The sequence below is a fragment of the Streptomyces sp. Da 82-17 genome (assembly GCF_046098215.1).
Taxonomy (GTDB): Bacteria; Actinomycetota; Actinomycetes; order Streptomycetales; family Streptomycetaceae; genus Streptomyces.
On sequence record NZ_JBJURH010000005.1, the window covers coordinates 117346 to 139132 of the forward strand.

17 protein-coding genes and 1 pseudogene are annotated in these 21787 nt (G+C 73.7%); 3 read left to right on the top strand and 15 right to left on the bottom strand.

Annotation, left to right across the window (positions count from 1 at the left end; genetic code table 11):
* Nucleotides 1–8: 8 nt before the first annotated feature.
* Nucleotides 9–1319, top strand: a complete 1311-nt coding sequence (locus tag ACIDOF_RS10350) for a hypothetical protein (RefSeq protein ID WP_409005473.1) — start codon at nucleotides 9–11, stop codon at nucleotides 1317–1319.
* 597 nt (nucleotides 1320–1916) lie between these two features.
* On the opposite strand, the gene ACIDOF_RS10355 is transcribed toward ACIDOF_RS10350, so the two are convergent.
* The 14 genes from ACIDOF_RS10355 to ACIDOF_RS10420 form a co-directional block, all read right to left on the bottom strand.
* A complete protein-coding gene (locus ACIDOF_RS10355) occupies nucleotides 1917–2801 on the bottom strand; it encodes a thioesterase II family protein (RefSeq protein WP_409005474.1) in 885 nt (294 codons plus the stop codon).
* Nucleotides 2791–3630, bottom strand: coding sequence for an SDR family NAD(P)-dependent oxidoreductase (locus ACIDOF_RS10360; protein ID WP_409005475.1), 840 nt, complete (start codon nucleotides 3628–3630; stop codon nucleotides 2791–2793). Before ACIDOF_RS10360 ends, ACIDOF_RS10355 begins: the two co-directional genes overlap by 11 nt.
* A gap of 8 nt (nucleotides 3631–3638) precedes the next feature.
* The gene (locus ACIDOF_RS10365) at nucleotides 3639–4385 is read right to left on the bottom strand and encodes a 3-oxoacyl-ACP reductase family protein (RefSeq protein ID WP_409005476.1); all 747 of its coding nucleotides are present in this window, start codon (nucleotides 4383–4385) and stop codon (nucleotides 3639–3641) included.
* Between the two features lie 102 nt (nucleotides 4386–4487).
* On the bottom strand, nucleotides 4488–7385 hold the full coding sequence (locus ACIDOF_RS10370; protein WP_409005477.1) for an aminotransferase class III-fold pyridoxal phosphate-dependent enzyme: 2898 nt from the start codon (nucleotides 7383–7385) through the stop codon (nucleotides 4488–4490).
* Nucleotides 7386–7400: 15 nt separating this feature from the next.
* A complete protein-coding gene (locus tag ACIDOF_RS10375) occupies nucleotides 7401–8726 on the bottom strand; it encodes a beta-ketoacyl synthase N-terminal-like domain-containing protein (RefSeq protein WP_409005478.1) in 1326 nt (441 codons plus the stop codon).
* Nucleotides 8716–9993: a beta-ketoacyl-[acyl-carrier-protein] synthase family protein gene (locus tag ACIDOF_RS10380; RefSeq protein ID WP_409005479.1), complete on the bottom strand. Its 1278-nt coding sequence runs from the start codon at nucleotides 9991–9993 to the stop codon at nucleotides 8716–8718. The genes ACIDOF_RS10375 and ACIDOF_RS10380 overlap by 11 nt, the downstream gene beginning before the upstream one ends.
* Nucleotides 9990–11153, bottom strand: a complete 1164-nt coding sequence (locus tag ACIDOF_RS10385; RefSeq protein ID WP_409005480.1) for a beta-ketoacyl synthase N-terminal-like domain-containing protein — start codon at nucleotides 11151–11153, stop codon at nucleotides 9990–9992. Before ACIDOF_RS10385 ends, ACIDOF_RS10380 begins: the two co-directional genes overlap by 4 nt.
* A 7-nt stretch (nucleotides 11154–11160) precedes the next feature.
* A complete protein-coding gene (locus ACIDOF_RS10390; protein WP_409005481.1) occupies nucleotides 11161–12465 on the bottom strand; it encodes a beta-ketoacyl-[acyl-carrier-protein] synthase family protein in 1305 nt (434 codons plus the stop codon).
* A gap of 52 nt (nucleotides 12466–12517) precedes the next feature.
* On the bottom strand, nucleotides 12518–13096 hold the full coding sequence (locus tag ACIDOF_RS10395; RefSeq protein WP_409005482.1) for an acyl carrier protein: 579 nt from the start codon (nucleotides 13094–13096) through the stop codon (nucleotides 12518–12520).
* Between the two features lie 379 nt (nucleotides 13097–13475).
* Nucleotides 13476–14654 carry an NAD(P)/FAD-dependent oxidoreductase gene (locus tag ACIDOF_RS10400; protein ID WP_409005483.1) on the bottom strand — a complete coding sequence of 393 codons (1179 nt, stop codon included), beginning with the start codon at nucleotides 14652–14654 and terminating at the stop codon, nucleotides 13476–13478.
* Between the two features lie 4 nt (nucleotides 14655–14658).
* Nucleotides 14659–14850, bottom strand: a complete 192-nt coding sequence (locus ACIDOF_RS10405; RefSeq protein ID WP_409005484.1) for a ferredoxin — start codon at nucleotides 14848–14850, stop codon at nucleotides 14659–14661.
* 55 nt (nucleotides 14851–14905) lie between these two features.
* The gene (locus tag ACIDOF_RS10410; RefSeq protein ID WP_409005485.1) at nucleotides 14906–16084 is read right to left on the bottom strand and encodes a cytochrome P450 family protein; all 1179 of its coding nucleotides are present in this window, start codon (nucleotides 16082–16084) and stop codon (nucleotides 14906–14908) included.
* Between the two features lie 67 nt (nucleotides 16085–16151).
* Nucleotides 16152–16871, bottom strand: a complete 720-nt coding sequence (locus ACIDOF_RS10415) for a TetR/AcrR family transcriptional regulator (RefSeq protein ID WP_409005486.1) — start codon at nucleotides 16869–16871, stop codon at nucleotides 16152–16154.
* Entirely contained in the window at nucleotides 16868–17929 is a 1062-nt protein-coding gene (locus ACIDOF_RS10420; RefSeq protein WP_409005487.1) for a saccharopine dehydrogenase, read from the bottom strand. Before ACIDOF_RS10420 ends, ACIDOF_RS10415 begins: the two co-directional genes overlap by 4 nt.
* A gap of 137 nt (nucleotides 17930–18066) precedes the next feature.
* Here ACIDOF_RS10420 and ACIDOF_RS10425 point away from each other — a divergent pair, with 137 nt between their 5' ends.
* A complete protein-coding gene (locus tag ACIDOF_RS10425; RefSeq protein ID WP_409005488.1) occupies nucleotides 18067–18762 on the top strand; it encodes a 4'-phosphopantetheinyl transferase in 696 nt (231 codons plus the stop codon).
* Between the two features lie 140 nt (nucleotides 18763–18902).
* On the opposite strand, the pseudogene ACIDOF_RS10430 reads toward ACIDOF_RS10425, so the two are convergent.
* Nucleotides 18903–19823: pseudogene (locus tag ACIDOF_RS10430) on the bottom strand (family 16 glycosylhydrolase); the annotation flags it as partial.
* Nucleotides 19824–20109: 286 nt separating this feature from the next.
* Here ACIDOF_RS10430 and ACIDOF_RS10435 point away from each other — a divergent pair.
* A complete protein-coding gene (locus ACIDOF_RS10435) occupies nucleotides 20110–21633 on the top strand; it encodes a hypothetical protein (RefSeq protein ID WP_409005489.1) in 1524 nt (507 codons plus the stop codon).
* Nucleotides 21634–21787 lie beyond the last annotated feature (154 nt).

A 21787-nucleotide genomic window follows, 5' to 3' on the forward strand; every position in this document is an offset into this window, starting at 1 on the left:
GCCCGCCCGTGACCCCCTCCCCAGAAGCGCACCCCCGGACAGCGGCGGCGAGCGAGCAGCGACTGCTCGTCGCCGACCAAGTCGCGGGCGTCGTCCACGTGTTGGACCTGCCGGACGGGCGCGTACGAGGGCGGCTGCGCGGCCGGCACCTGGCGGAGCACGCGGGTTTCCTGGCGCTGCCCGGGGACCGTACGGCGTTCGTCGACGACCGGGCGGGCGAGCTGGTCGTCCTGGCGCCGTTCGCGGACGCCGACGCGGACGCGGACTCCGACACGGACGCCGACGCCCCGGGCGGGCTGGTCGAGGCGCGGGCCGCCGTGGCCGTTCCCGGCGAGCATCTCGCGGCCGACCCGAGCGGCCGACGGCTCGCCGTGACCAGCGGGCTCGGCCGCAACTGGGAGCCGTGGAGCGACCTGCTGACGGTGGTCGACCTCGGCGCGGAGGGCGGCCCGGACGCGGTGCGCGTACGGGCGCGGGTCGGCGAGCCCGGCGTGACCGTGGTCGGCGCCGACGACCCGCTGGTCGTGCTCCGCCACCGGGAGCCGGGCGCGCTGGCCGCGTACCGCCACAGCGCGCTCCTCACGTCCCCGCCCGCCTGCCCTCCGGCCCGCCCCGACGCGGAGCTGCCGCTGCCGGACGACGGGCACGGGGACGCCCACGACCCCGTGCACGGGCGGGTGTTCGCGGCGACCGGCGAGGGGGTGCACCGGGCGCGGGTCGTGGACGGCGGCCTGACGGCGGAGGACCCGCTCCCCTGGGGCGTCGAGGGGCGGGGCTACTACCTGCGGCTCGACCCGGTGCGCCGCACGCTGTGGTCGTGCGTACGGGGCGGTCCGCCGGCGCCCGAGGCGTGGCCGGAGTGGACCAACCACGCCTGGTGGCACCCGCTCGACGGCTCGCACCGTGGTGCCGAACACGGCGGCGGGAGCGTGGAGTTGGGGCCCGGCCTGGTCTTCCGGCTCGCGGTCGCGGCACACCGCGTGGCGTTCGCGCGGGTGCACCCGGACGGCGACGAGCTCGTCCTCCTGGACGCGGAGCGGCCCCGGGTCGTGGCGCGCGTGCCGCTGCCGCCGATGGCCGGGGCGCCGCGGCGCGGAGGTACGCCGTGGGACGGGGTGCAACGCCGGGCGATCGCCGCTTCACCGGGCGGGCCGCTGATCGCGGTGAGCCGCGGCGGCCACGGCGAGGTCCTGCTCGTCGACAGCGAACAGCCGGACGTACGACGGGAGTTGACCGTTCCGACGCCGCTGGACGAGGGCGGGCACATGGCGCTGATGGTGCGGGGGGACGGGGCTCACGGGGATCCCGTGGGACGCTGACGGTCCACCCGCCTCCGAGACACGACCCGGCCCGACGGGGCGGGCCAGGAGCCAGAAGTGGAGGTGGGCGGAGCCGTCGCCCCAGCGGTCGACGTGCACGCGGGCCACGCCGTCCGTCGAACCCCGTGCCGCTGTCGAGCCCAGTACTTCGTTCGGCGTCTGCCCCTCGGGGAGCGGTTTCCGTTGTCCGAGGGGGCGCTCGCCGGGTGGGACACGTTGCCGGGCGGACGGCATCCCGGCAGTGTTGCAGCATCCCGCCGGGCGAGAGCCGTACGAGAGCGCCGGGCGGCCCGGCCGTCGCTCTCAGGCACGTACCTCCTCCCTCTGCCCCGAAGCAGCGCCGCTCCCCCGAGTCGGCTGGGCCGGGTCCGTCGCGGCCGACGGTCCGCGGGTACGGAAGACCACCAGCGGGACGAGTGCGAGGGTCGCGACCGCTGCCGCGATCAGGGGTAGGAGGGGCAGGGCGGCGAAGGTGGACACCAGGCTTCCCAGGCCCGCGCCGGCGGCGATGCCGAGGTTGAGGACCGTGATGAGGATGCTGCCCGCCGTGTCGCGGAACTCCGCGGAGGCGACCCGCAGCCGCGCCGCCGTGACGGCCTACCTCGACCGCGCGGCGGGCTGAGACCGCGCGGCGGGCTGACCGGTGCCCCGGCCGTCGGCGAGGCCCGTGCCGACGAGGTGTTCCGCCACCTCCGGCCAGTGGCGGTTCAGATAGAAGTGGTCGCCGCCGGGGAACGTGCGCAGCCGGAAGGCGGCGGTGGTGCGGTCGCGCCAGGCGGCGGCCTGGTCGACGCCGACCAGGGGGTCGCTGTCGCCGACCAGTGCGGTGACCGGTGTCGTCAGGGGCGGGCCCGGCCGGTGGCGGTAGGTCTCCACGGCCTTGTAGTCGCTGCGTACGACGGGCAGTGCGGGCGCGAGCACGCCGCGGTCGGCGAGCAGCCGGGGGTCGGTGCCCTGGATCCGGCGGATCTCGTCGACGACGGCGTCGTCGTCCCGCAGGTGCACGGTGCCGCCGGGCACCCGGTCCGGGGCCCAGGCGCCGGAGACCACGAGATGGGCCGGGGGTGTGCCGTCGCGTTCCAGGAGGCGGGCCGTCTCGTAGGCGACGAGGGCGCCCATGCTGTGCCCGAGGAGGGTGAGCGGCCGGTCGAGGAGCGGGCGCAGCGCCTGGTGGGCGCCCGCGGCGAGTTCGCTCAGCGTCTCCAACCGGGCCTCGGCGATGCGGTCGTGGCGGCCGGGGTACTGCACGGCGAGCGTCTCGTACGGCCGGGTGTCCGCGGCGCGGGCCGCCGCGGCCACGGCGGTGGCCAGCGGACGGTAGGTGCCGGCGCCGCCGCCCGCGTGCGGGAAGCAGACCACGCGCCCGGCCACGGGACGTACGGGCCCGGGGCGGAGTCGGCGCAACCACGGGCCGGGCGGCGGCAGTTCGGCCCGTACCGCCGTCGTAGCACCGCCCGCCGGGGCGGGAGCGTCACATGCCACGGGTGAACCCTCCGTCCACGGTGAGGCTCTGCGCGGTGATCGCGGCCGCGCGGTCGGAGGCCAGGAAGGCGATGAGCTCGGCCGCCTCCCGTGCCTCGACGAGCCGGCGCAGCGGCACCTGCTTGCGGGCCTGGCGCAGCATGCGGGCCGGGTCGGCGCCGATCTCCTCGGCCTGGGCGGCGAGTTCACGGCGGAGCATCGGGGTGTCGATCCAGCCGGGCAGCACGGCGTTGACGGTGATGCCGCGGGCGGCCAGGTCGAGGGCGAGGCCCTTGGTGTAGCCGATCAGGCCGTGTTTGGAGGCGCAGTAGGCGGTGTTGCGCATCTTGCCGGCCTTGCCGAGGATCGACGACACGTTGACGATCCTGCCCCGGTCGGCGAGGTGCTCCAGGCAGGCCGCGGTGACCGCGAACGTGCCGTGCAGGTTGATGTCGAGGACGCGCAGCCAGGTCGTCTCGTCGTCGGGCCCGTTCTCGTCGGCCACGCCGGCGTTGTTGACGAGGATGTCGAGGCGTCCCGCGGCGCGCAGCGCGTCCCGGAGCCGGGCGCGTACGAGGTCCCGCTCGCGCAGGTCCACGGCGAGCGGGACGGCGGCGGCGCCCAGGTCGCCCACCTCCTTGGCGACCGTGTCGAGGCGGTCCGCGTCGCGGTCGACGAGGATCAGGCGGGCGGCGCCGGACTCGGCCAGGAGCAGGGCCACTTCACGGCCGATGCCCTGGGCCGCGCCGGTGACGACGGCGGTCCGGCCCGCGAACTCGCCCTGTGGGAGCGGGAGTTCGTGTGGGAGCGGGAGTTCGCCGGGCTGCGGTGGGGTGTCGATGTCGGTCATGGCCGTCCTCACGCCATCTTCAGTCCGCCGTCGACGTGCAGGACCTCGCCCGTCGTGTACGTGTTGCGGGGGCTCGCGAGGTACGCCACGGCGTCGGCGACCGTCTCGGGTTCGGCGTACGACTTCAGCAGCAGGCGGCTCATGATCTCGTCCTCACCGTGGCTGCGGATGGCGTCCGTCATGTCGGTGTTGATCACGCCGGGTGCGACGGCGTTGACGAGGATGCCGCGGGAGGCGAGCTCGACGGCCATCGCCTTCGTGAACGCCTCCAGACCGCCCTTGGCCGCCGCGTAGTTGGACTGCCCGCGGCCCGGCTTGGACGCGGCGGACGAGGAGAGGTTGACGATCCGCCCGTACCGTCGCCGGAGCATCGCGGGCGCGACGGCCTGGACGGTGAGCATCGGGGCGACCAGGTTGGTGTCCAGGACGGCCCGGATGTCGTCGAGGCTCTGGTTGACGAGGAGTTCGTCGCGGGTGATGCCGGCGTTGTTGACGAGGACGTCGATCTGCCCGAAGGCGGCGCGTACGCCGGACACCACCGCGTGCGGCACCTCGGGGTCGGAGAGGTCGCCCTGGAACAGCTCGACCCTGCGGCCCAGTTTGCCGATCTGCTCGGCGGCCTGCTCGGCCTCGGCGGTGGAGCTGCGGTAGTTGAGGGCGATGTCGCAGCCCTCCTGCGCGAGTTTGAGGGCGACGGCGCGGCCGATGCCCCGGCTGCCGCCGGTCACCAGGGCCACCTGGCCTTCGAAGTCCATGGCGGTGCTGTCCTTCCGTTCCGGTCCGGTACGTGGAGAGAGGTGGGGGGCGCCGCGTACGTCCGCGTGAGGGTGCGCGGGCGTGCGCGGCGCCCCGGGTGCTCACACGGAGTGAGCGCTCTTGTAGTCGGCGAGCCGCAGTCCGTGCGCGTCGGCCAACGCCGCGATGTCGATGACCTGCTGGCGGGTCAGGTCGCCGTAGGAGTAGTGCCGGTCGATGCCGGCGAGGCCCATCAGGGCGGTCTCCGCCATGCAGGCGAACAGCTGGCCCGCCTCCAGGAAGGCGCGCGCCGACGGGTGCAGGCTCTCGCCGCCCGGCGTGGCCACGATGCCGCCGAGCATGTACGCCAGGTCGGGCCGCTCGTCGGTGAGGCCGGGAACCGCGTTGTTGGGTACGGCGATGTCGCAGACGACCGCGTCCCGGGCGAAGTGCTCGGCGGTGAGGAACGGTTCGGGGCTGTTGGACGCGCACAGCACGAGCTGCGCCTCGCGGAGGGCGGCCGCGTCCTGCGTGACGGTGAGGAACGGGTCGGTGCCGTACCGCTCCTCCAGGTGGGCGGCGATGGCCGCGCCCCGGTGGGCGTCGTCGTCGGACGGGCCCTCCGCGAGCCACTTGGTGACGAGCGGCTCCTCGGCGAGGCGGGCGGGGATGCCGGTCAGCTCGCCGCCGGCCGCGATCCGCGACCAGCACTCCTGGTAGATGCCGTGCACGGTGGTGCGAAGGCGGCGGGCCGAGCCGTCCCTGCGGCTGCCGACGAGCACGATCCGGCTGAGCCGCTCCGCGAACAGCTGGCTGTACACGGAGGCGATGTTGCCGGCCGCGCCGACCACCGCGAACGTCGAGTCGGCGACCGTCAGGCCCCGGTCCCGGGCGCCGCGCTCCATGGCCTGCACGCCCATGGCGACGGTCAGGGCGTTGCCGGAGGTCAGGGCGATGCCGGGGGTCTTCAGGGAGGTGCAGTTGTTGGTGACGATGGAGGTGTACATCCCGAGCCCGGCCACGTCGCAGCCGTCGTCGCGGGCGGCCCGTACCCGCTCGTCGATGTCCGCGCGGATCCCGGCGACGTCGCCGGCGGCCAGGTAGCGGCCCATCTGCTCGGAGCCGACCATCAGCGGGTAGAGGCAGAACTCGACGGCGCTGCCCAGCGGCGAGTCGATGCGTACGCCCGGGTAGGGCGCCGCCGTCTTCACGGGCTCCATGCCGAGCACGAAGGAGCGGAGCGCCGCGTCGCTCAGCTCGGCGAGCGCCGGGTCGACCTGCCGCAGATGCGCGGGCGTGATCAGGTGGTTGACGAACGCGACCTTGCGGACGGGCCCGCTGACCGGGCGCGGCTCGCGCTCCTCCTCGTACGGGGCGATCGCGCCCCTGAAGTCCCGGATCTCCGCGCGGGGTTTGGGGATCGTGCGGTCGGAGGCGGGGTGGACCAGGTGCAGGGTGTCCTCGTGGCGCAGGATGCGGCAGACCCGGTCGAGGGCGGCGCGGAGCTGCTCGATCTCGGCGTCGGTGAGGTAGGCGGAGGGCTGGATGCGCAGCACGTTGCCGGCGCTTCCGGTGGGGGCGATGCGGATGCGTTCCTGGCGCAGCAGATAGCCGGAGATGAGGTAGCCGAGGGAGCCGGAGTAGGCGGTGCCGCGCAGCACCATCGAGCGTGCCTCGTGCTGTTCGCGCAGCTGCACGCCGAGGAACAGGCCCTTGCCGCGGACCTCTTCGATGACGTCCGGGTAGGCCGCCGCGAGGTCGTGGAGCATGGCGGTGAGCCGTTCGCCGCGCTCGGTGACCTGGCGGTACAGGGCGCCGTCGGACGCTTCCAGGAGCTCGACGACCTTGCGGGCGACGGACGAGGAGAAGTCGTCCATCGCGAAGGTCGAGCTGTGGATGACGTCGAACTCGCCCTGGTAGAGGGAGCGTCGGACCAGCATCGCGGAGATCTTGGCGAGCCCGCCGCCGAGGGACTTGGACAGCGTGTAGTAGTCGCCGCGCAGCCCGACGAGCGAGGAGGCGAGGAACGCGCCGCAGCGTCCCAGGCCGCTCTGCACCTCGTCGACGACGAGCGCGGTGCCGACCCGGTTGCAGAACAGCCGGACGGCGCGGGCCTGTTCGGCGGTGAGGGCGTGGATGCCGCCCTCGCCCTGCACCGGTTCGACGAGGAACGCGGTGATGACCGGCAGCTCCCGCTCGACGACCCGTACGCGGCCGTCCTCGGTCTCCGTGTCGAGCAGCACGACCCGCTCGTCGTCGGCGATCCGGTCCAGCTGGTCGGCCTGTTCGAGGCGGTCGGCGGACACGAACCGGACGCGGGCGCCGAGGTGCTGGAACGGTGCGCGGAAGCCGGGGTTGTAGGTCAGCTGGACGCTGCCGACGAGTTTGCCGTGGAAGGAGCGCTCCAGGGCGAGGAACAGCGGCCGGGTGGCGAGGGCCGCCGCGTTGTGGGCGGCGATCGCGGCGAGCAGCCCGTCGACGCCGTCGGCCGCGGCTGCCTTCCCGCGCAGCGCGGGCAGGTCGAACGCGTCGTCCGCGAGATGGGCCTCGCCCCGGCGGACGGCCTCGCGGGCGGTCTCGGTGTGCGCGGCGGTCTCGTCGGCGAGGGCCGACACCCGCTGTACGCGGACGAGTTCGGCGTGTTTGACGGCGGCCTCGACGGCCTCGGCTCCGCTGTTGCCGAAGGTCGCCACGTACGGCTCCCGGACGCCGGTCTCGCGGCGCACGACGTCGCTGAGCGCGGCGGCGAGCCGGCCCGCTTCGCCGCGCAGCGAGAACTGGGCGTGCACGGGCAGGTTCCGGCCCAGGAGTTCGATGGCGTGGGCGACCAGGTCGGGGTGGTTGTGGCCGAGGATCAGGGAGCCGTAGCCGCCCATCAGGTCCAGGACCGGGACCAGGTCGCCCTGGTCGTCGCGGTGGTGGAGGGTGTTGCCCTCGGCGCGCTCGTACTCGACGTCGAGGCCGAGCGCGGTGAGGAGCCGGCCCATCCGGGGTTGCACGTATTCGGTGAACGGTGACATAGCGCGGTGGTCCCCCTAGAAGGTGTGCGGCCGCTTGGCGAGCAGGGCGCCCGCGAACCCGTTGAAGGTGCTGTGCAGGCTGAGCACGGAGTCGATGCGCCGGGCCCTTGCCGTGCCGGCGACGAAGTCGGTGCCGTCGTCGGGCGGCGCGGTCAGATGCGGTACGGGCGGCAGTGTGTCGGCGGCGAACAGGTTCGGCGCCAGGGCGAGTTCGGCGAGCGGTCCGGCGGCGCCGAGGGTGCCGGTGACGGGGCGTACGGAGCTGACCGGGACGCCGCTGTCCTTGAGGAGGGCCTGCAGGAGTTCGGCCTCGGCGGCGTCGTGAGCCACAGTTCCCTTGCCGTCGGCGAGGACGGCGCCGAGCGCGTCGGGGTCGAGGCCGTGCGCCGTGGTCAGCGCGCGGGCCTGCTCGGCTAGCGCGAAGGGGCCGACGCCGTCGTCCGGGGCGGGCCGCAGTGCCGCGCCCAGGATCTCCACCTGCGGGCGGGCCCCGCGTGCCGCGGCGTCCTCGGCCCGTTCCAGTACGAGCGCGACCGCGCCCTCGGCGAGGACCGTGCCGTCGCGTGCGGCGTCGAAGCTCCGGATCGTGCCGTCGCCGCTCAGGTGCCCGGCGCGCTGGTGGGCGGCGAGCTTCAGCGGTTCGTTGTGGCTGCCGGCGCCGACGACCACGGCGGTGTCGCAGTACCCGGAGCGGAGGCTGAACGCGGCCCGCTGCAGGGCGCCGAGGGAGGCGCCCGCGTCCTGCGCGAAGGCCGCGCAGTCGCCGCGGAACCGCTCGACGATGCTGACCAGGGCGAGGGTGTTGTTGTTCAGCGCCCTGATGACGGTGAACGGGTTGAACGTCGCCGCGTTGCCGAACGCCTCCGCCACCAGGCGCCGCAGCTCCACGCCCTCCGAGGCGGGTTCCTCCGTGCGGGCGCGGGCGAGGGCCTTGTGGAACGCGGCGACGCTCAGGTCGGTCGAGTCGTCCTGGGCGACGTAGAGGCCGCGCCGCTCCTCGGGGATCGCCCGCCAGCTCTCCCCCGCGTCGGCGAGCGCGTCCCGGGTGGCGAGGACCGCGCCGAACGTGAACGGAGTGCCGAACTTCCTTAGTTTGTGGGGGACTTGGTCGCGGCTGAGCTCCTGCAGGTCGGCGGGCACGTGCCCGAAGCGGGTGATCCGCCGGGTGCGGACGTACGGGTCCCGGTACGGGGTGAGGGCGGGCCGCCCGTCGCGCCACGCCTGCCAGAGGGCCTCGGGGCCGCGGCCGGTGGGCAGGACGGCGCCGATGCCGGTGACGACGATGCCGCCGGAGCCGCGCGTGCTCGGGTTGTCGGTGCTGTCAGTGCTGTCAGTGCTCATAACCGCGTACCACCAGACTGGCGTTGAGGCCGCCGAAGCCGAAGGAGTTGCTCACTGCCGCCGACACCTCCTGGTGCCGCGCCTTGTCCGGCACGTAGTCCAGGTCGCAGGCCGGGTCCGGGTTCTCCAGGTTGAGCGTCGGGGGCACGACGCCGTCCCGTACGGACAGCACCGTGGCGATGAGTTCGGGTGCGCCCGCGGCCGCGATCAGGTGTCCGAGCATGGTCTTGTTGGCGGTGACCGCCAGCTTCCGGTAGTGCCCGCGCTCCGCGAACACGTCCTTGATGGCGCGGGTCTCGATGGGGTCGTTGAGCGGGGTCGACGTGCCGTGCGCGTTGACGGAGTGCACCTCGTGCGGCGCCACACCGCCGTCGGCGAGGGCCCGGCTCATCGCGAGCGCGGCGCCGTGCCCTTCGGGGTGCGGGGCGGTGACCTGGTACGCGTCGAGGGAGCTGCCGAAGCCGGCCAGCTCGGCGTGGATCCGCGCACCGCGCCGCCGCGCGCTCTCCTCGCTCTCCAGGACCAGCATGGCCGCGCCCTCCGCGGCGACCAGTCCGCTGCGGTCCCGGTCGAAGGCCCGGCACAGGCGGTCCCCGAACAGCTCGGACGTGGAGGGCGCGCCGAGCAGGTGCAGGCCCGTCATGGTCGGCAGGTTGAGCACGGAGTCGGCGCCGCCGACCAGCATGGCGTCCGTCTCGCCGCGCCGGATCATGCGGAAGCCGTGCCCGATGGCGTGGGTGGCGCCCGCGCAGGCGGTCGAGAAGTTGAGTGCGGGCCCGCGCAGCCGGTGCCGGGCGGCGATCCCCGCGGTCAGGGCGTCGTTGGTGCAGAAGAGGCCGCTGGACCGGTCGAGCCGGGATCGCCGCGCGTAGAGCGTCTGCCAACTGGGCCGCCCGTCCTCGCCGACGGCTTCGAGGAGTTCGTACGGATCGCGCTCCGGTACGCCCGATCCGACGGCCGTCCCGATCCGGCCCGGGCGGCTGTCGGCGTCGATGCCCGCGTCGGCCAGGGCCTGCGCGGCGGCGGCGAGGCCGAACCGCACCCGGCGCTCCATGGGGCGGCCCTGCTCCTCGTCGGCGCCGAAGCGCTCCTCGAAGGCCGCGTCGTCGACGGGGGCGGCATAGCGCACCGGGAAGTCCTCGATGCCGGGCAGCCGCCAGTCGCGGATCGCGGAGCGGCCCTCGCAGAGCCCTTCCCACATCGTCTGCCAGTCGAGGCCCAGGCCGCAGACGGCGCCGAGCCCGGTCACCACCACGCGCCGGCTCATGTTCGGGTTCCTTCCAGTACGACGGCGCAGGCCTGGCCGCGTGCGCCGCAGGCGAGTACGAGCACCCGGGAGGCGGGCAGTGCCTCCTCGCGCACCGCGTCGCCGTCCCGCACGAGCCGCCTGCCGTGGGCCAGTCCGTGCAGGGCGAGCAGCACGTGGCTCAGCGGCTGGGCGGGGCCGAGCACGCCCGTGGCGCGTTCGCCGGTGAACTCCGGGGGCGGTTGCGGTGTGTCCGCGAACACCCGGTCGAGGGCGGCGCGTTGGGCCCGTTCGCCGTCGGTCGTCCATGTCGCGTCGGGCAGCACCCAGCCGAGGCCGCCGGGGTCGGCGCCGGCCGTCGCGAGGGCCGCACGGGCCGCCTCGGCGATCGCGTCCGTACGGGTCGCCGCGTCCCCGGCGCCGAAGGCGCGGCCGTAGCCGGTGATCCTGGCCGTCGGCGTCGCGTCGGGCTCCGTACCGGTGCGGGTCGCGAGCAGGAAGGCGGACCCCTCTCCGGGGACCGCGCCGTTCCAGCCCAGCTCCTCGTACTGCGCGAGGAGCAGGGGGTGCAGTTTGGGGCTGACGGCGCCGATGACCGCGGCCTCGTTCTCCCGCTCGGCGACGGACAGCGCCCCGTCGATCAGGGCCTGGAGGCCGGCGTCGGAGAACGGCGAGTACGCGGCCATCGCGCCGGTCAGTCCGAAGGTCGCCGAGATGTGCGCGGCGGCCGTGCTGTTGAGGTGCGAGAGCCCGCTGAACGGCGGCACCTCGCGGGCGAAGAGCGCCGCCACCCGGTCGGGCGAGCCGGCGGCCTGCCGGAGCCGGCCGAGGGCGTCGAACCGCAGCAACTCCTCGTCCACGGTGGGCAGTCCGAGGTACAGGCCCCAGTCGGCGCCGCCCACGCCGTCGCGTCCCGCGAGCGCGAGGCGGGCGCCGTAGAGGGCTGTGCGGGCCTGTTTCTCGGAGGTGCGCAGAACCCTGCGGTGCACGCCGAGGGTGGCGGCGTCCGGGTCGTCCACGAGGTACGCGGTGTCCGTACCGGGCCAGGTCCCGGCGAGGATCTCGGCGGGGCTGCGGGTGTCCTTCCCGGCGAGGAGGGCGTCCCAGAGGTCGGCCGTGTCGGTGCCGGCTGCGGTGTAGAGGCCGGGTGCGGTGAGGCGTACGGAGTCGAGGGTCGTCATGGTCGCCTCACCCCGCCTGGGCCAGGATCAGGGAGCAGTTCTGGCCACCGAAGCCGAAGGAGTTCGAAAGGACCGCGCGTACGGGCACGTCACGTGGGGCGGTGACGATGTCGAGGCCGCGGGTCACCTCGTCGGGTTCGGTGAAGTTGAGGGTGGGCAGGACGCGTTGCCGCCGCAGGCTGAGGACCGAGAGGACGGCCTCGGCGGCCCCGCTGTTGGCGAGGGAGTGTCCCATGGCGGACTTGTTGCCGGTGACGGGGATGCGCGCGTCGGGGCCGAACACGGCGTGCAGGGCGGCGGCTTCGCAGGTGTCGTTGGCCTCGGTGGACGTGCCGTGCGCGTTGATGTGGTCGATGGCGTCCGGGGCGAGTCCGGCGTCGGCGAGGGCCGCGCGGATGCACTCGGCGTAGTCGGAGCCGTCCCGTGTGCTGGACGTCATCCGTACCGCCTCGGTCACTCCGGCGTATCCGGCGATCCGGGCGAGGACGCGGGCGCCGCGTGCTTCGGCGTGTGCCCGCGACTCCAGTACGAGGAAGGCGGCGCCGTCTCCGATGACGAACCCGGAGCGGTCCTTGTCGAACGGGCGGCTGATGCGGGCGGGTTCGCGTCCCTGGCTGGGGGCGAGCGCGCCGACGCCGTGGAAGGCGGTGACGCTGGTGAGGGTGGTGAGGCTCTCGGCGCCGCCGGCGAGGGCGACGTCGAGGGCGCCGTTGCGGATGTAGCGGTAGGCGCTGCCGATGGCCATGCCGCCGGCGGCGCAGGCGTCCGCGTGGGTCTCCATGACTCCGGCGGCGCCGAACCAGTCGGCGAGGCGGGCGGTCGCGGTGTCGGGCTGGATCCGCCGCAGCCGCTGCGGTTCGGGGCCGTCGTCCGCGTCGAGGCAGGCGTCGAGGTCGAACGTGCCGGTCTCGAAGTCGACGTGGCCGGCGAGCGCGGTGAGTTCGGACGGCTCCATGACCATGCGGTTGCAGGCGAGGAAGACGCCGCCGCGGTCGCTTTCGAGGCGCCGGGGCAGTCCGCTGCGCTCCCATGCCTGTGCGGCGGCGTGCCAGGCGAGGACCCCGGCGGGGCCGAGGGGCCCGGCCTCGGCGGGCAGCGCGGCCTCGAGGTTCTGCCGGACCTGCGGGTCGATGTGGGCCGACACGGCGCTCGGCACGCCCCAGTCCGTGTGCAGGGGGTGCTCCTCGATGAGGGTGCCCCCGTGCGCGAGGTGGTCGAACAGCGCTTCCGGGTCGGTGAGCCGGCCGGCGACGAGACCGATGCCGGTGACCACGACCTCGTGGTCGGCGGCTTGGGGTAACTCGGGTGTCACGTACTTCCCTTTCGCATGGGGCGTGCGGCGCTTTCCGTGGGGGTCGGCGCGGTCAGGCGACGGGCTGGACGTGCCCGATCGCGTCGAGGGCGGTGCGGACGCCGGCGGCCATGACCTCGTCGCCCGAGAGGGCTTCGGGGACGGCGCCGCAGTCGGCGCAGACGGCCTTGCCGGAGGCGGCGATCTCCGCCTTGTCGGCGCCGCACTCGGTGCACTTCGCGGGCAGGTGGTCGAAGATCGCGTGGGTGAAGGCGGCCCAGTGGGCGCTGGTGGCCGCCGCCGCGACCTCGTGCGGCCGCATCCCGGCGTGCACCTGCTCCTCGGTGTAGCCGAACGCGCTGCGCCGCAGCACCTCGGCGGCCAGTTCGGTGATGCCGCCGCGCTCGTCGTAGAGCTCGCCGGAGCCGCCGAGGGCGGTCGCGAGCTCGTCGAGGACGTTGGACTTGGGCAGGGCCACGCCGAGCCGGGTCTCCATCTCGAAGCGGAATTCGACCAGGTCGAGGGATTCGGCGCCGAGGTCGGCGACGAGGGTGGCGTCGGCCGTCACGTCGTCGATTCCGGTGCCGAGCACCTGGGCCAGGCCCTCCCGCACAATGTCGTGGATCCGGTTCTCCGTGAAGGGATTCTGCATTATTCTCTCCGTGTTCACTGAAACTCTGGGTAACACGCTTCTCAGGGCATGGGGGCGCACACGAAAACAGGCAGCACAGAATTCCGCACACCCCCCTGCACGGCGGCCGGGCGACTGCGGCGAGAAATTAAAGAATTCAGACACGCATGAAGGCGCTGTACACGTCGTCTACCCCCGTAGCACATGAACGCTTGACGTACGCGAAGGAACGGGCCACTTCTCCGAATGCCCGTCCGCCCCTTGAGCGGGGCACGTCGAAAACGTTAGCAGGCATATTCGAGATAACCAGACCGCTGTGGGATAGGTCACGTGACCCAGAGGCTTTTCGAAAGACGCCGTTAATAAAAGTCGTGTGTCCGTTCCAGAGTTAACAGCGAATTCATACGCGGAGCCTGCGGGCGTACTCCCCGAGGAGCCGCCCCGCGTTCACGCTCACCGCGCCGACGAGCCGCCCCCGCCGGTAGTGCGCCTCGACCAGCGCCCCGACGGCAGGCTCCTCCGACTCGACGACGACCCGGTCGCCGGTCCCCGGCAGCCCGACCGCCTTGACGCGCAGGCCGAACGCCGACGTCCAGAACGACGGCAGATGCTCGTACGCGGTCGCGCGGTCCGGCCCCGCGAGGAGGTTGCGCGTGGCCCACGGCCCTTGCGCGGCCGCGTTGCTCCAGTGCTCCAACGGCGCCGGCCCGTCCGCCGTGCGCACCGCGTCGCAGCACGCCACGTCCCCGGCGACCACGATCCGCGGATCCGCTCCGCCCGGAGTCGTCCGGGCGAAGAGCCGCTCGTCGCAGCCGATCCACCCGGACGGCAGCGCGAGCCCCGACTCCGCGAGCCAGTCGGTCGCGGGCGCCCTGCCGACCGCCGCCACCACGAGCCCGGCCGGGCGCACCGTCCCGTCGGTCAACTCGACCGCGTCGCCCCGCCGTTGCTCCGTACGGACCGCCCTTACCCCGGTCCCGAGCAGCAGCTCCACGCCCGCTCGGCGCGCGGCCTCGGCGATCCGCTCGGCGACGGCGCCGCCGAGTGCCCGCAGCGGCCGGCCGGACGGTTCCACCAGGGTCACCCGCACGCCGAGCCCCACCAGCGACGACGCCAACTCCACGCCGACCAGGCCCGCCCCGAGGACGACCACGTCCCGGACCCCGCCGGCCACCGCGGCCCGCAGGGCGCGTACGTCGCCCAGTTCACGCACCGTCAGAACCGTGTCCGGCGGCGCATCCCCCGGCCAGGCGCGCGCCCGCGCACCGGTGGCGAGGACCATCCCGTCGTACGGCAGCTCGGCCCCGTCGGCGAGCAGCAAGCGGCGCCGCTCCCGGTCGAGGCCGACGGCGCCGTTGCCGCGGATCCAGCGGGCGTCGAGGGCGTCGGCGCCGGCCAGGCGGATGTCGTCCTCCGTGAGCGTTCCGGCGAGCAGACCTTTGGTCAACGGCGGCCGGTCGTAGGGGAGTTCACGCTCGGCCGACACGACCGTCAGCCGGCCGGTGAACCCTTCGGCTCGGAGTTCCTCCGCGGCCCGTACGCCCGCCAGGCCCGCCCCCACGACGACGACCTCGTGCAAGGCGTCAGCTCTCCTCGACCGAGATCGCCCGCACCGGGCAGGCCCGCGCGGCGGCGGTGACCCGGTCCGCGAGCTCGGCCGGCGGGTCGGGGGCGACCGTCAGCCGCTCGTCGTCGTCGAGCGCGAAGACCTCGGGCGCGACGAGGGCGCACTGCCCGAGCCCGTCGCACAGCTCGCGGTCGACCGTGATACGCATGCCGGAAATCCCCTCAACTCACGGACACAGCAGGTGACTTGACAGACGCCTTGGCTCAGCGCGCGTACCGGAGCGGCAGCGCTTCGAGGCCGCGGATCGCGTCCGAGGCGAGCCAGCGCAGCTCCTCCTGCGGCACCGCCAGCTCCAGTGTCGGGAAGCGGTCCAGGATCTCGGTGAGCGCGATCGTCGCCTCCTGGCGGGCGAGGCGCTGTCCGAGGCAGAAGTGCGGGCCCATGCCGAACGCGACGTGCTGGGCGGTGGACCGCTCGATGTCGAACGTGTGCGGGTCCTCGCGCACCCCGGCGTCACGGTTCGCGGCGTTGAGCAGGAAGCGCACCAGCTCGCCCTTGCGGATCAGGACCCCGTCCGCGTCGATGTCCTCCAGGGCCACCCGGTTGACGGTCGTCATGGCCGAGCCCCGGAAGCGCAGCGCCTCCTCCACCGCGCCGGACACGAGGGAGCGGTCCTGCCGCAGCGCCGCCAACTGGCCCGGGTGCGTGAGGAGTTCGTGCAGCGCGTTGGCGAGCAGGTTCGTCACCGTGTCGTGGCCGGCGATCAGCAGTACGGCGGCGAACGAGGACAGTTCCTCGTCGGTGAGCCCGGTGCCGTCGTCGAACCGCGCCGCGATCAGCTCGCCGAGCAGGTCCTCGGTGGGCTGCTCCCGCTTGGCGCCGATGAGCCCGATGCAGTACGCGAACAGCTCGCCCGCCGACGCCTCCATGGCCTCCGCCGACGGCGCGGCGGAGATGTCCATGGCCCACTTCCGGAACGGCGCCCGGTCCTCGGCCGGCACGCCGAGCAGCTCGCAGATCACTTCGAGCGGCATGGGGTACGTGAACTCCTCGATGAAGTCCGCGGTGCCGCTGTCGCCCAGCGCGTCCAGGAGCTGCCGGGTGATCTCCGCGATGCGCGGCTCCAGTCGCCGCACGGCCCGCGAGGCGAACGCCGCGCTGACCAGGCGGCGGGCCCGGCTGTGCCCGGGGTCGTCCTGTTCGAGCAGCATCACGGCCATGCCGGGCACCAGTGCGCCGTGCGGGGCGTGGGTGTGGACGTCGTTGGAGAGCCGCGGATCGCTCAGCAGCCGCCGGGTCAGGGCGGCCCCGAGCACCGTCCAGTTCTCCTGCTGGTTCAACTGCCGGGTGCGGATGATGCCGTGGCTCTCCGTCAGGCGGGCCAGCTCCTGTTCCAGGTCGGCGGAGGCGGCAAGTTCGGCGAGGTCGAATATCTCGGGCATGCGGAAGTCCCCCTGGGTGCGGCGTGACGGACAGCGCGAAGGTGCGAGGCCGACGGTGGTGGCTGTGCTACTCGCCGATCAACTGCGCGGCCTGCGCGGCGAGTTGTTCGTCGAGGGCGGGTGAGCGGCTGCCGGCGATGCCGGACCGCATCAGCGCCGCCCCCTCGACCAGCGCCACGAACGTCTCGGCGCGGGCCCGGCAGAGCTCCGCCGGCCAGTCCGGGCGGCGGAGCTCGACGTACGCGGCCACGTGGGCGACGTACCGCTGGTAGAACTCCCGGACCACCGTGGCGATGTCGGCGTCCCGGGCCGCGAGGGCCCACACCTCGACGTAGAGGCGGACGAGCTGCGGGTCCTCCTGCTCGGCGAGGACGACGGCCACGACGTCGGCGGGGCTCGCAAGGCCGTCGGGGGCCGCTATGACGGTCGGGTCCTCGCCCGTCACGCGCAGGCCCGTCGTCTCGGCGAGGCGGTCCAGGGAGCGGTCCAACGCCCGTTCCAGGACGGCCTTGACGAGGTCGGCGCGGGTCGGGAAGTAGTGCTGCAGATGCCCGACCCGCACGCCGGCCTCCCCGGCGATGGCGCGCAGCGAGGCGTCGGCGTTGCCCTTGGCGACGAGGACGGTCTCGGCGGCGTCGAGGAGGCTGGTGCGCCGGATGCTGCCCTGCCGGGTCAGCTGCGACTTGCCGCCGCCCTTCGCCTTCGCGTCCACGCCCGCCGTCCTCCCCGCCGCCTTCCCGTCCGCGGCTGCTTCCTGCCGCTCCACGGCCGCTTCCTCCTCGCTCACGACACCGTGACCTTCACGCCGGCCTTCTCCAGGGCGGGGACGACGTCCTGCGGGGCCGGGGTCAGCTCCGGGAACGCCACCCCGCGCGGCGCCGCGTGGCCGTCCTCGCCGAGCACGCGCCGCAGCCCCAACAGGCCGCCGAGCGCGGTGAGATGGGCCTGCCCGGCCGGGTCGTCGAGCACGGCGGTACGTCGGCCTCCGCTCCGTCCGCGTACGTCGATCCGCAGCAGCGCGCTGCCGCCCTCGCCCGGCGAGTAGAGCATCGACCGCCGGGTCGACTCGAACCGGTCGCCCCGCCCCCAGCGGAAGAAGCCGGTCTTCTTCAGGGCGAGCAGGGTGGACGTGGAGGAGTTGGCGCTGAACCCGATCCGGGTGATCGCGGTGTCCACGCCGAGGGTGAGCGGCAGGGTGAACTGCTCGGGTGTGTCGATCCGGGCGACCTTCGTGCGGTGCCCGCCGATGTCGACGTTGCCCGCGCCGCTCAACGGCATGACCATGTGCCGCTCGCCGTTCTCGGTGACCTCGTAGTCGAGGCCGAGGCGGTCCATGAACTCCACCGAGTCGGTGCCGGCCCGGTCCTTCAGGTCGTACCGGATGGCCGTCTCCACGGCGGACGCCCCGCCGAGCTCGGCCGCCAGCGCGGCGGCGACCAGGGCGGTCACGCCGCCCATCCAGCTCGACGAGAGCAGCACCGGGGCCGTCGGCGGCGTCACGGCGGCGACGGCGGTGGCCCGCTGCAGCCGGGCCGTCCAGCGCGTGATGTCCACGTACGGCACCCCGCCACGGATCGCGGCGCGCAGCACCCGGTCGTCCGGGTCGTTCACGGTGCTGATCACGGCCCGGACCTTCGCCTCGAACGGCTCCGGGTCGCTCAGGTCCCAGCGCCGCACCGCCGCCCCGACCTCGTCCGCGAGCGCCTGCCCGCGCGCCGGTGTGCGGCCGGTGAGCAGCAGCGGCCAGGTGGGCGCCGCGAGCCGGGTGAGATCACCGCCGACGGTTCCGTATCCGCCCACCACGAGCACCGGGCCTGTCGCGTCCAGCTGAATGTCATCGTCCACACCGCAGAGGCTAGGTCATGTGACCTAGAATCTCAACGGCGGTCGTCCACCGCACTCATCGCACCGGGTCGGCGGCGGCCGTACTGGCGCCGATCGCCCCAACTCGGCGTCCACACAGAGGAGTTGAGGTCCGGCTCATGCTCATCTCGCGCGCGCTTCCCCCGGGAGCCGTCGGCGAGGACGCGCTCGGCGAACCGGCGTCCGGTGCGTACGCGGCCCTGTTCCCCGCCGAGGCGCGGGAGGTCGAACGGGCCGGGGAGAAACGTCGCCGCGAGTTCGCCGCCGCCCGCCGGTGCGCGCACCGCGCCCTGGCCGCCCTGGGCCTGCCCGCGGCGCCGCTCCTCCCCGGCCCGGACGGCGCCCCCGTCTGGCCGCCCGGCGTCACCGGCAGCATCACGCACTGCGACGGCTACCGGGCGGCCGCCGTCGCCCGCACCGACGCCGTCGCCCGGCTCGGGATCGACGCCGAGCCGAACGCGCCCCTGCCCCGCTCGGTCCGGCACGGCATCACGTCGCCCACGGAACGCGCACACCTGCGCCGACTGGACGCCGTCCGGCCGGACGTCCACTGGGACCGGCTCCTGTTCAGCGCCAAGGAAGCGTTCTACAAGGCCTCGGCTGCGGCGGCCCACCGCCCGTTGCGCTTCGACGACGCGGAGGTCACGTTCCGGGAGGAGGCGGGCGCCTTCGGTACGGCCGGTGCGGTCGGTACGTTCACCGTGCGGCGTGGCTCGTCCGGCGCCGCGGACGGCGACGGCCCGCACCCGACCGGGAACTGGCACGCCGCGCACGGGTTCCTGGTCACGGCTGTGGCAGTCCCGGCGCGGGCGTGAGGGGAGCGGAGTCGTGCTCCGGCCCGGGATCGGGACCTGACGACGACCTGCACCGGCGCGGAACACGTACCGGCCTCTTCTCGCGCAGGCCCTCAAGTCGGCCTGGACGCGGCCTAGTTGTCGCCGGCGCCGTTGCCGTTACCGGTGCCGTTGCCGTTGCCGCTGCCGGTGGAAGTCCCGGGCACGTTCGCCGAGTCCGAGGTGGTGACGCGGACGTAGTCGACCGTCATCGTCTGCGGGAACGGCGTGCCGGGGTCCGGCTTTCCGGGCCAGTCGCCGCCGACCGCGAAGTTGAGGATGAGGAAGAACGGGTGCTCGAACACCCACTCCTTGCCCTCGACGTCGGCCGGGGTGCGGGTCTGGTAAACGTGGCCGTCCACGGACCAGGTGATCTTGGAGGGGCTCCAGTCGACGGCGAAGACGTGGAAGTCGTCGGCGAAGGCCTGGCCGTCCGGCAGCTGGTACGCGGCACCGATGCCGCCGGAGCCGGAGTAGCCGGGCCCGTGCAGGGTGCCGTGGACGGTGCCGGGCTCCTTGCCGACGTTCTCCATGATGTCGATCTCACCGCTGTTGGGCCAGCCGACCTCGCCCAGGTTGTCGCCCAGCATCCAGAACGCCGGCCAGACGCCCTGCCCCGCGGGGACCTTGATGCGGGACTCGAAGTGCCCGTACTTCTGCGTGAACGTCTTCGCCGTGTTCAGCCGGGCGGAGGTGAACTCGCAGGTGCCGTACCAGCATTGGAGGCCCGGGTCGGAGTTCCTGCGGGCGGTGACGACCAGGTTGCCCTCGCCGTCGAGCGCGGCGTTCTCGGTGCTGTCCGTGTAGTACTGCAGCTCGTGGTTGCCGTTGCCGCCGCCCCCGGTCTCCAGGGTCCACTTCGAGGAGTCGGGCGCGCTGCCCGCGGCCCCGTCGAACTCGTCGGACCAGGTGGCCGCGGTGGCGGCGCTCGCCCGGCTCGTGGCCGGGCCGGACGTGTTGAACAGGACGGCGGAGCCGAGGGCGGCGGACAGCATGACCGCCAGCCCTCCCAGCGACCATCGACGGGCACGGTGAGTGGCCATGGGGGAACACACCTCGTCTGTGGGGGGAGTTGATCCTGAGAGCGCTCTCCATTTCGTACCAGGGGTACTGGCGCGGCACCAGACGCCAAGCACGATCACCGCCGGCGCACGGCCCTCCCGTGATCTCCTCAACTGCCCCTGGCCTGCGGGGATTTGAACTGGCCCGCACGTCTTCCGCAGCACGCTTAAGGCGTGTTTGACCCTCGCTTAAGGTCGGGCCGCATCGAGGCGGAACTGGTTCGGCCGCGTGATCCGCTCGTTGTGCTGCGGAGTGCATGCTCGGGCCATGACGAGGAAATGGGGGCCGGTCGCGGCAGCAGTCGCCGTGCTGGCAACGGGAGCGTTGGCGCCGGGGGCGGTCGCTGCGCCGCAGGCCGATGACGACGGGGCCGGGCCGGCCCTCCGGGCCCCGGGCATGTACTACACGCAGACGTCCGACCCGGTGCGCGTGCACCTGCCGGTGACGATCGACGCGGGAGACGGCGCTTCCGTACGGGGCGTCACGCTCACCGTGGACGCCTCGGAGGTGCGGGGCGTGGTGCGGCTGTACGCGAAGCGGGTCTGCGAGGAGGGCGCCGGGTACGTCTTCACCTGCCGCCTCACCTCCTCGCGGCAGCGCCACGTCCTGACGGATCTCGTCGTCCTCGGCGCCGACAAGGCCGCCGAACCGGGCACGCACGGCACCGTACGCCTCACCGCGACCGGCCCCGACGGGCAGCGCGCCGAGGCCGAGACGGTGATGACGGCGGGGACACCGGAGCTGTGGGGCAAGAAGGTCTCCATCAAGGACGCCCCGGCGGGGAAGCCCGTGGAGATCCGGGGCGGCGTACTCAACCGCGGGCCCATCGCCGCAACCGGATTCGGAGTGGAGGTGACGCCCGACTCCCGGACGCAGCTCGCCCGCAGATACCGCAACTGCCGCTACACCGAGACCAGCCCGACCAAGGCGTACTGCTTCTTCGACAAGCGCGTGGAGCCGGGCCGGGCCTACGCGTTCGACGCGCCGTTCGTCGCGGACGGCGGGACCGCCCTGACGAAGGGCTCGGTGTACGTGAACGCCTTCGCGCCCGGCCAGGACGCCGGGCCCTACTTCGACGAGGCCGAGTACACCGTCCAGGGCGCAGGTCCCGAGCTGGGTCTGACGCCGACCGAGCCCGAGGGGTTCGCCCGGGGCTCCTCGCACGTCTCCATCGTCACCCGGCAGCACGTCGACCTGCAGGCCGTGGCCGGGGACCTGCGCGGCCGGCCCGGAGACGTCGTCGAGCTGAGGGTCGGGCTGCGCAACGACGGCCCGGGACAGGTCGCCGCAAACTACCTCAGCTACACGGTCGTCCCGCCCGAGGGCACAACCCTGCTGCCGCCGGAGAAGCCGTCCCCGGACCCGGAGGCGGACGAACTGCCCACATGGGTCTGCGAGCCCTGGGAGCCGGGCGCGAAGCGGTACTCCTGCGGGAGCAGAGGGCTGGGCCCCGGCGAGTCGGACACCGACGTGCTGCGGTTCCGTATCGACGAGGAGAAGGGAGCCCCGGGACGCGTGACGGCCGTCGCCGGCGACGACTACGCGGACCGCGACCCGGACAAGGGCGACAACGTCGCGGCGATCACCGTGAACGGCCATACGGAGCGGGACGTCCGTACGGAGGGCAACGGCGACGGGAAGAAGGCCGGGCCCGGCGAGCGTCGAGAGACCGCTGACGGCCGGCGAAGCGGCGGCATCGGCTGGGAACTCGCCGTCGGCGCCGGAGTTGCGGCCGCCCTCGCCCTGGCAGCGGTCCCGTACGTCGTCCGCCGCCGACGCAGGCGGAACTGAGCAGGCGCGCTGCCCTCGCCGGTCTCCTTCCACGCGGCGATGCGTACTCGGCCTCGTCGCACCCCTCGCCGTCGACGTAGTGCTCACGGCCGACGACGACGGCGACCGGTCCGGGCAGCCGGTCCGGGTTCGACGCGTCGGCCACGGCCCGCGT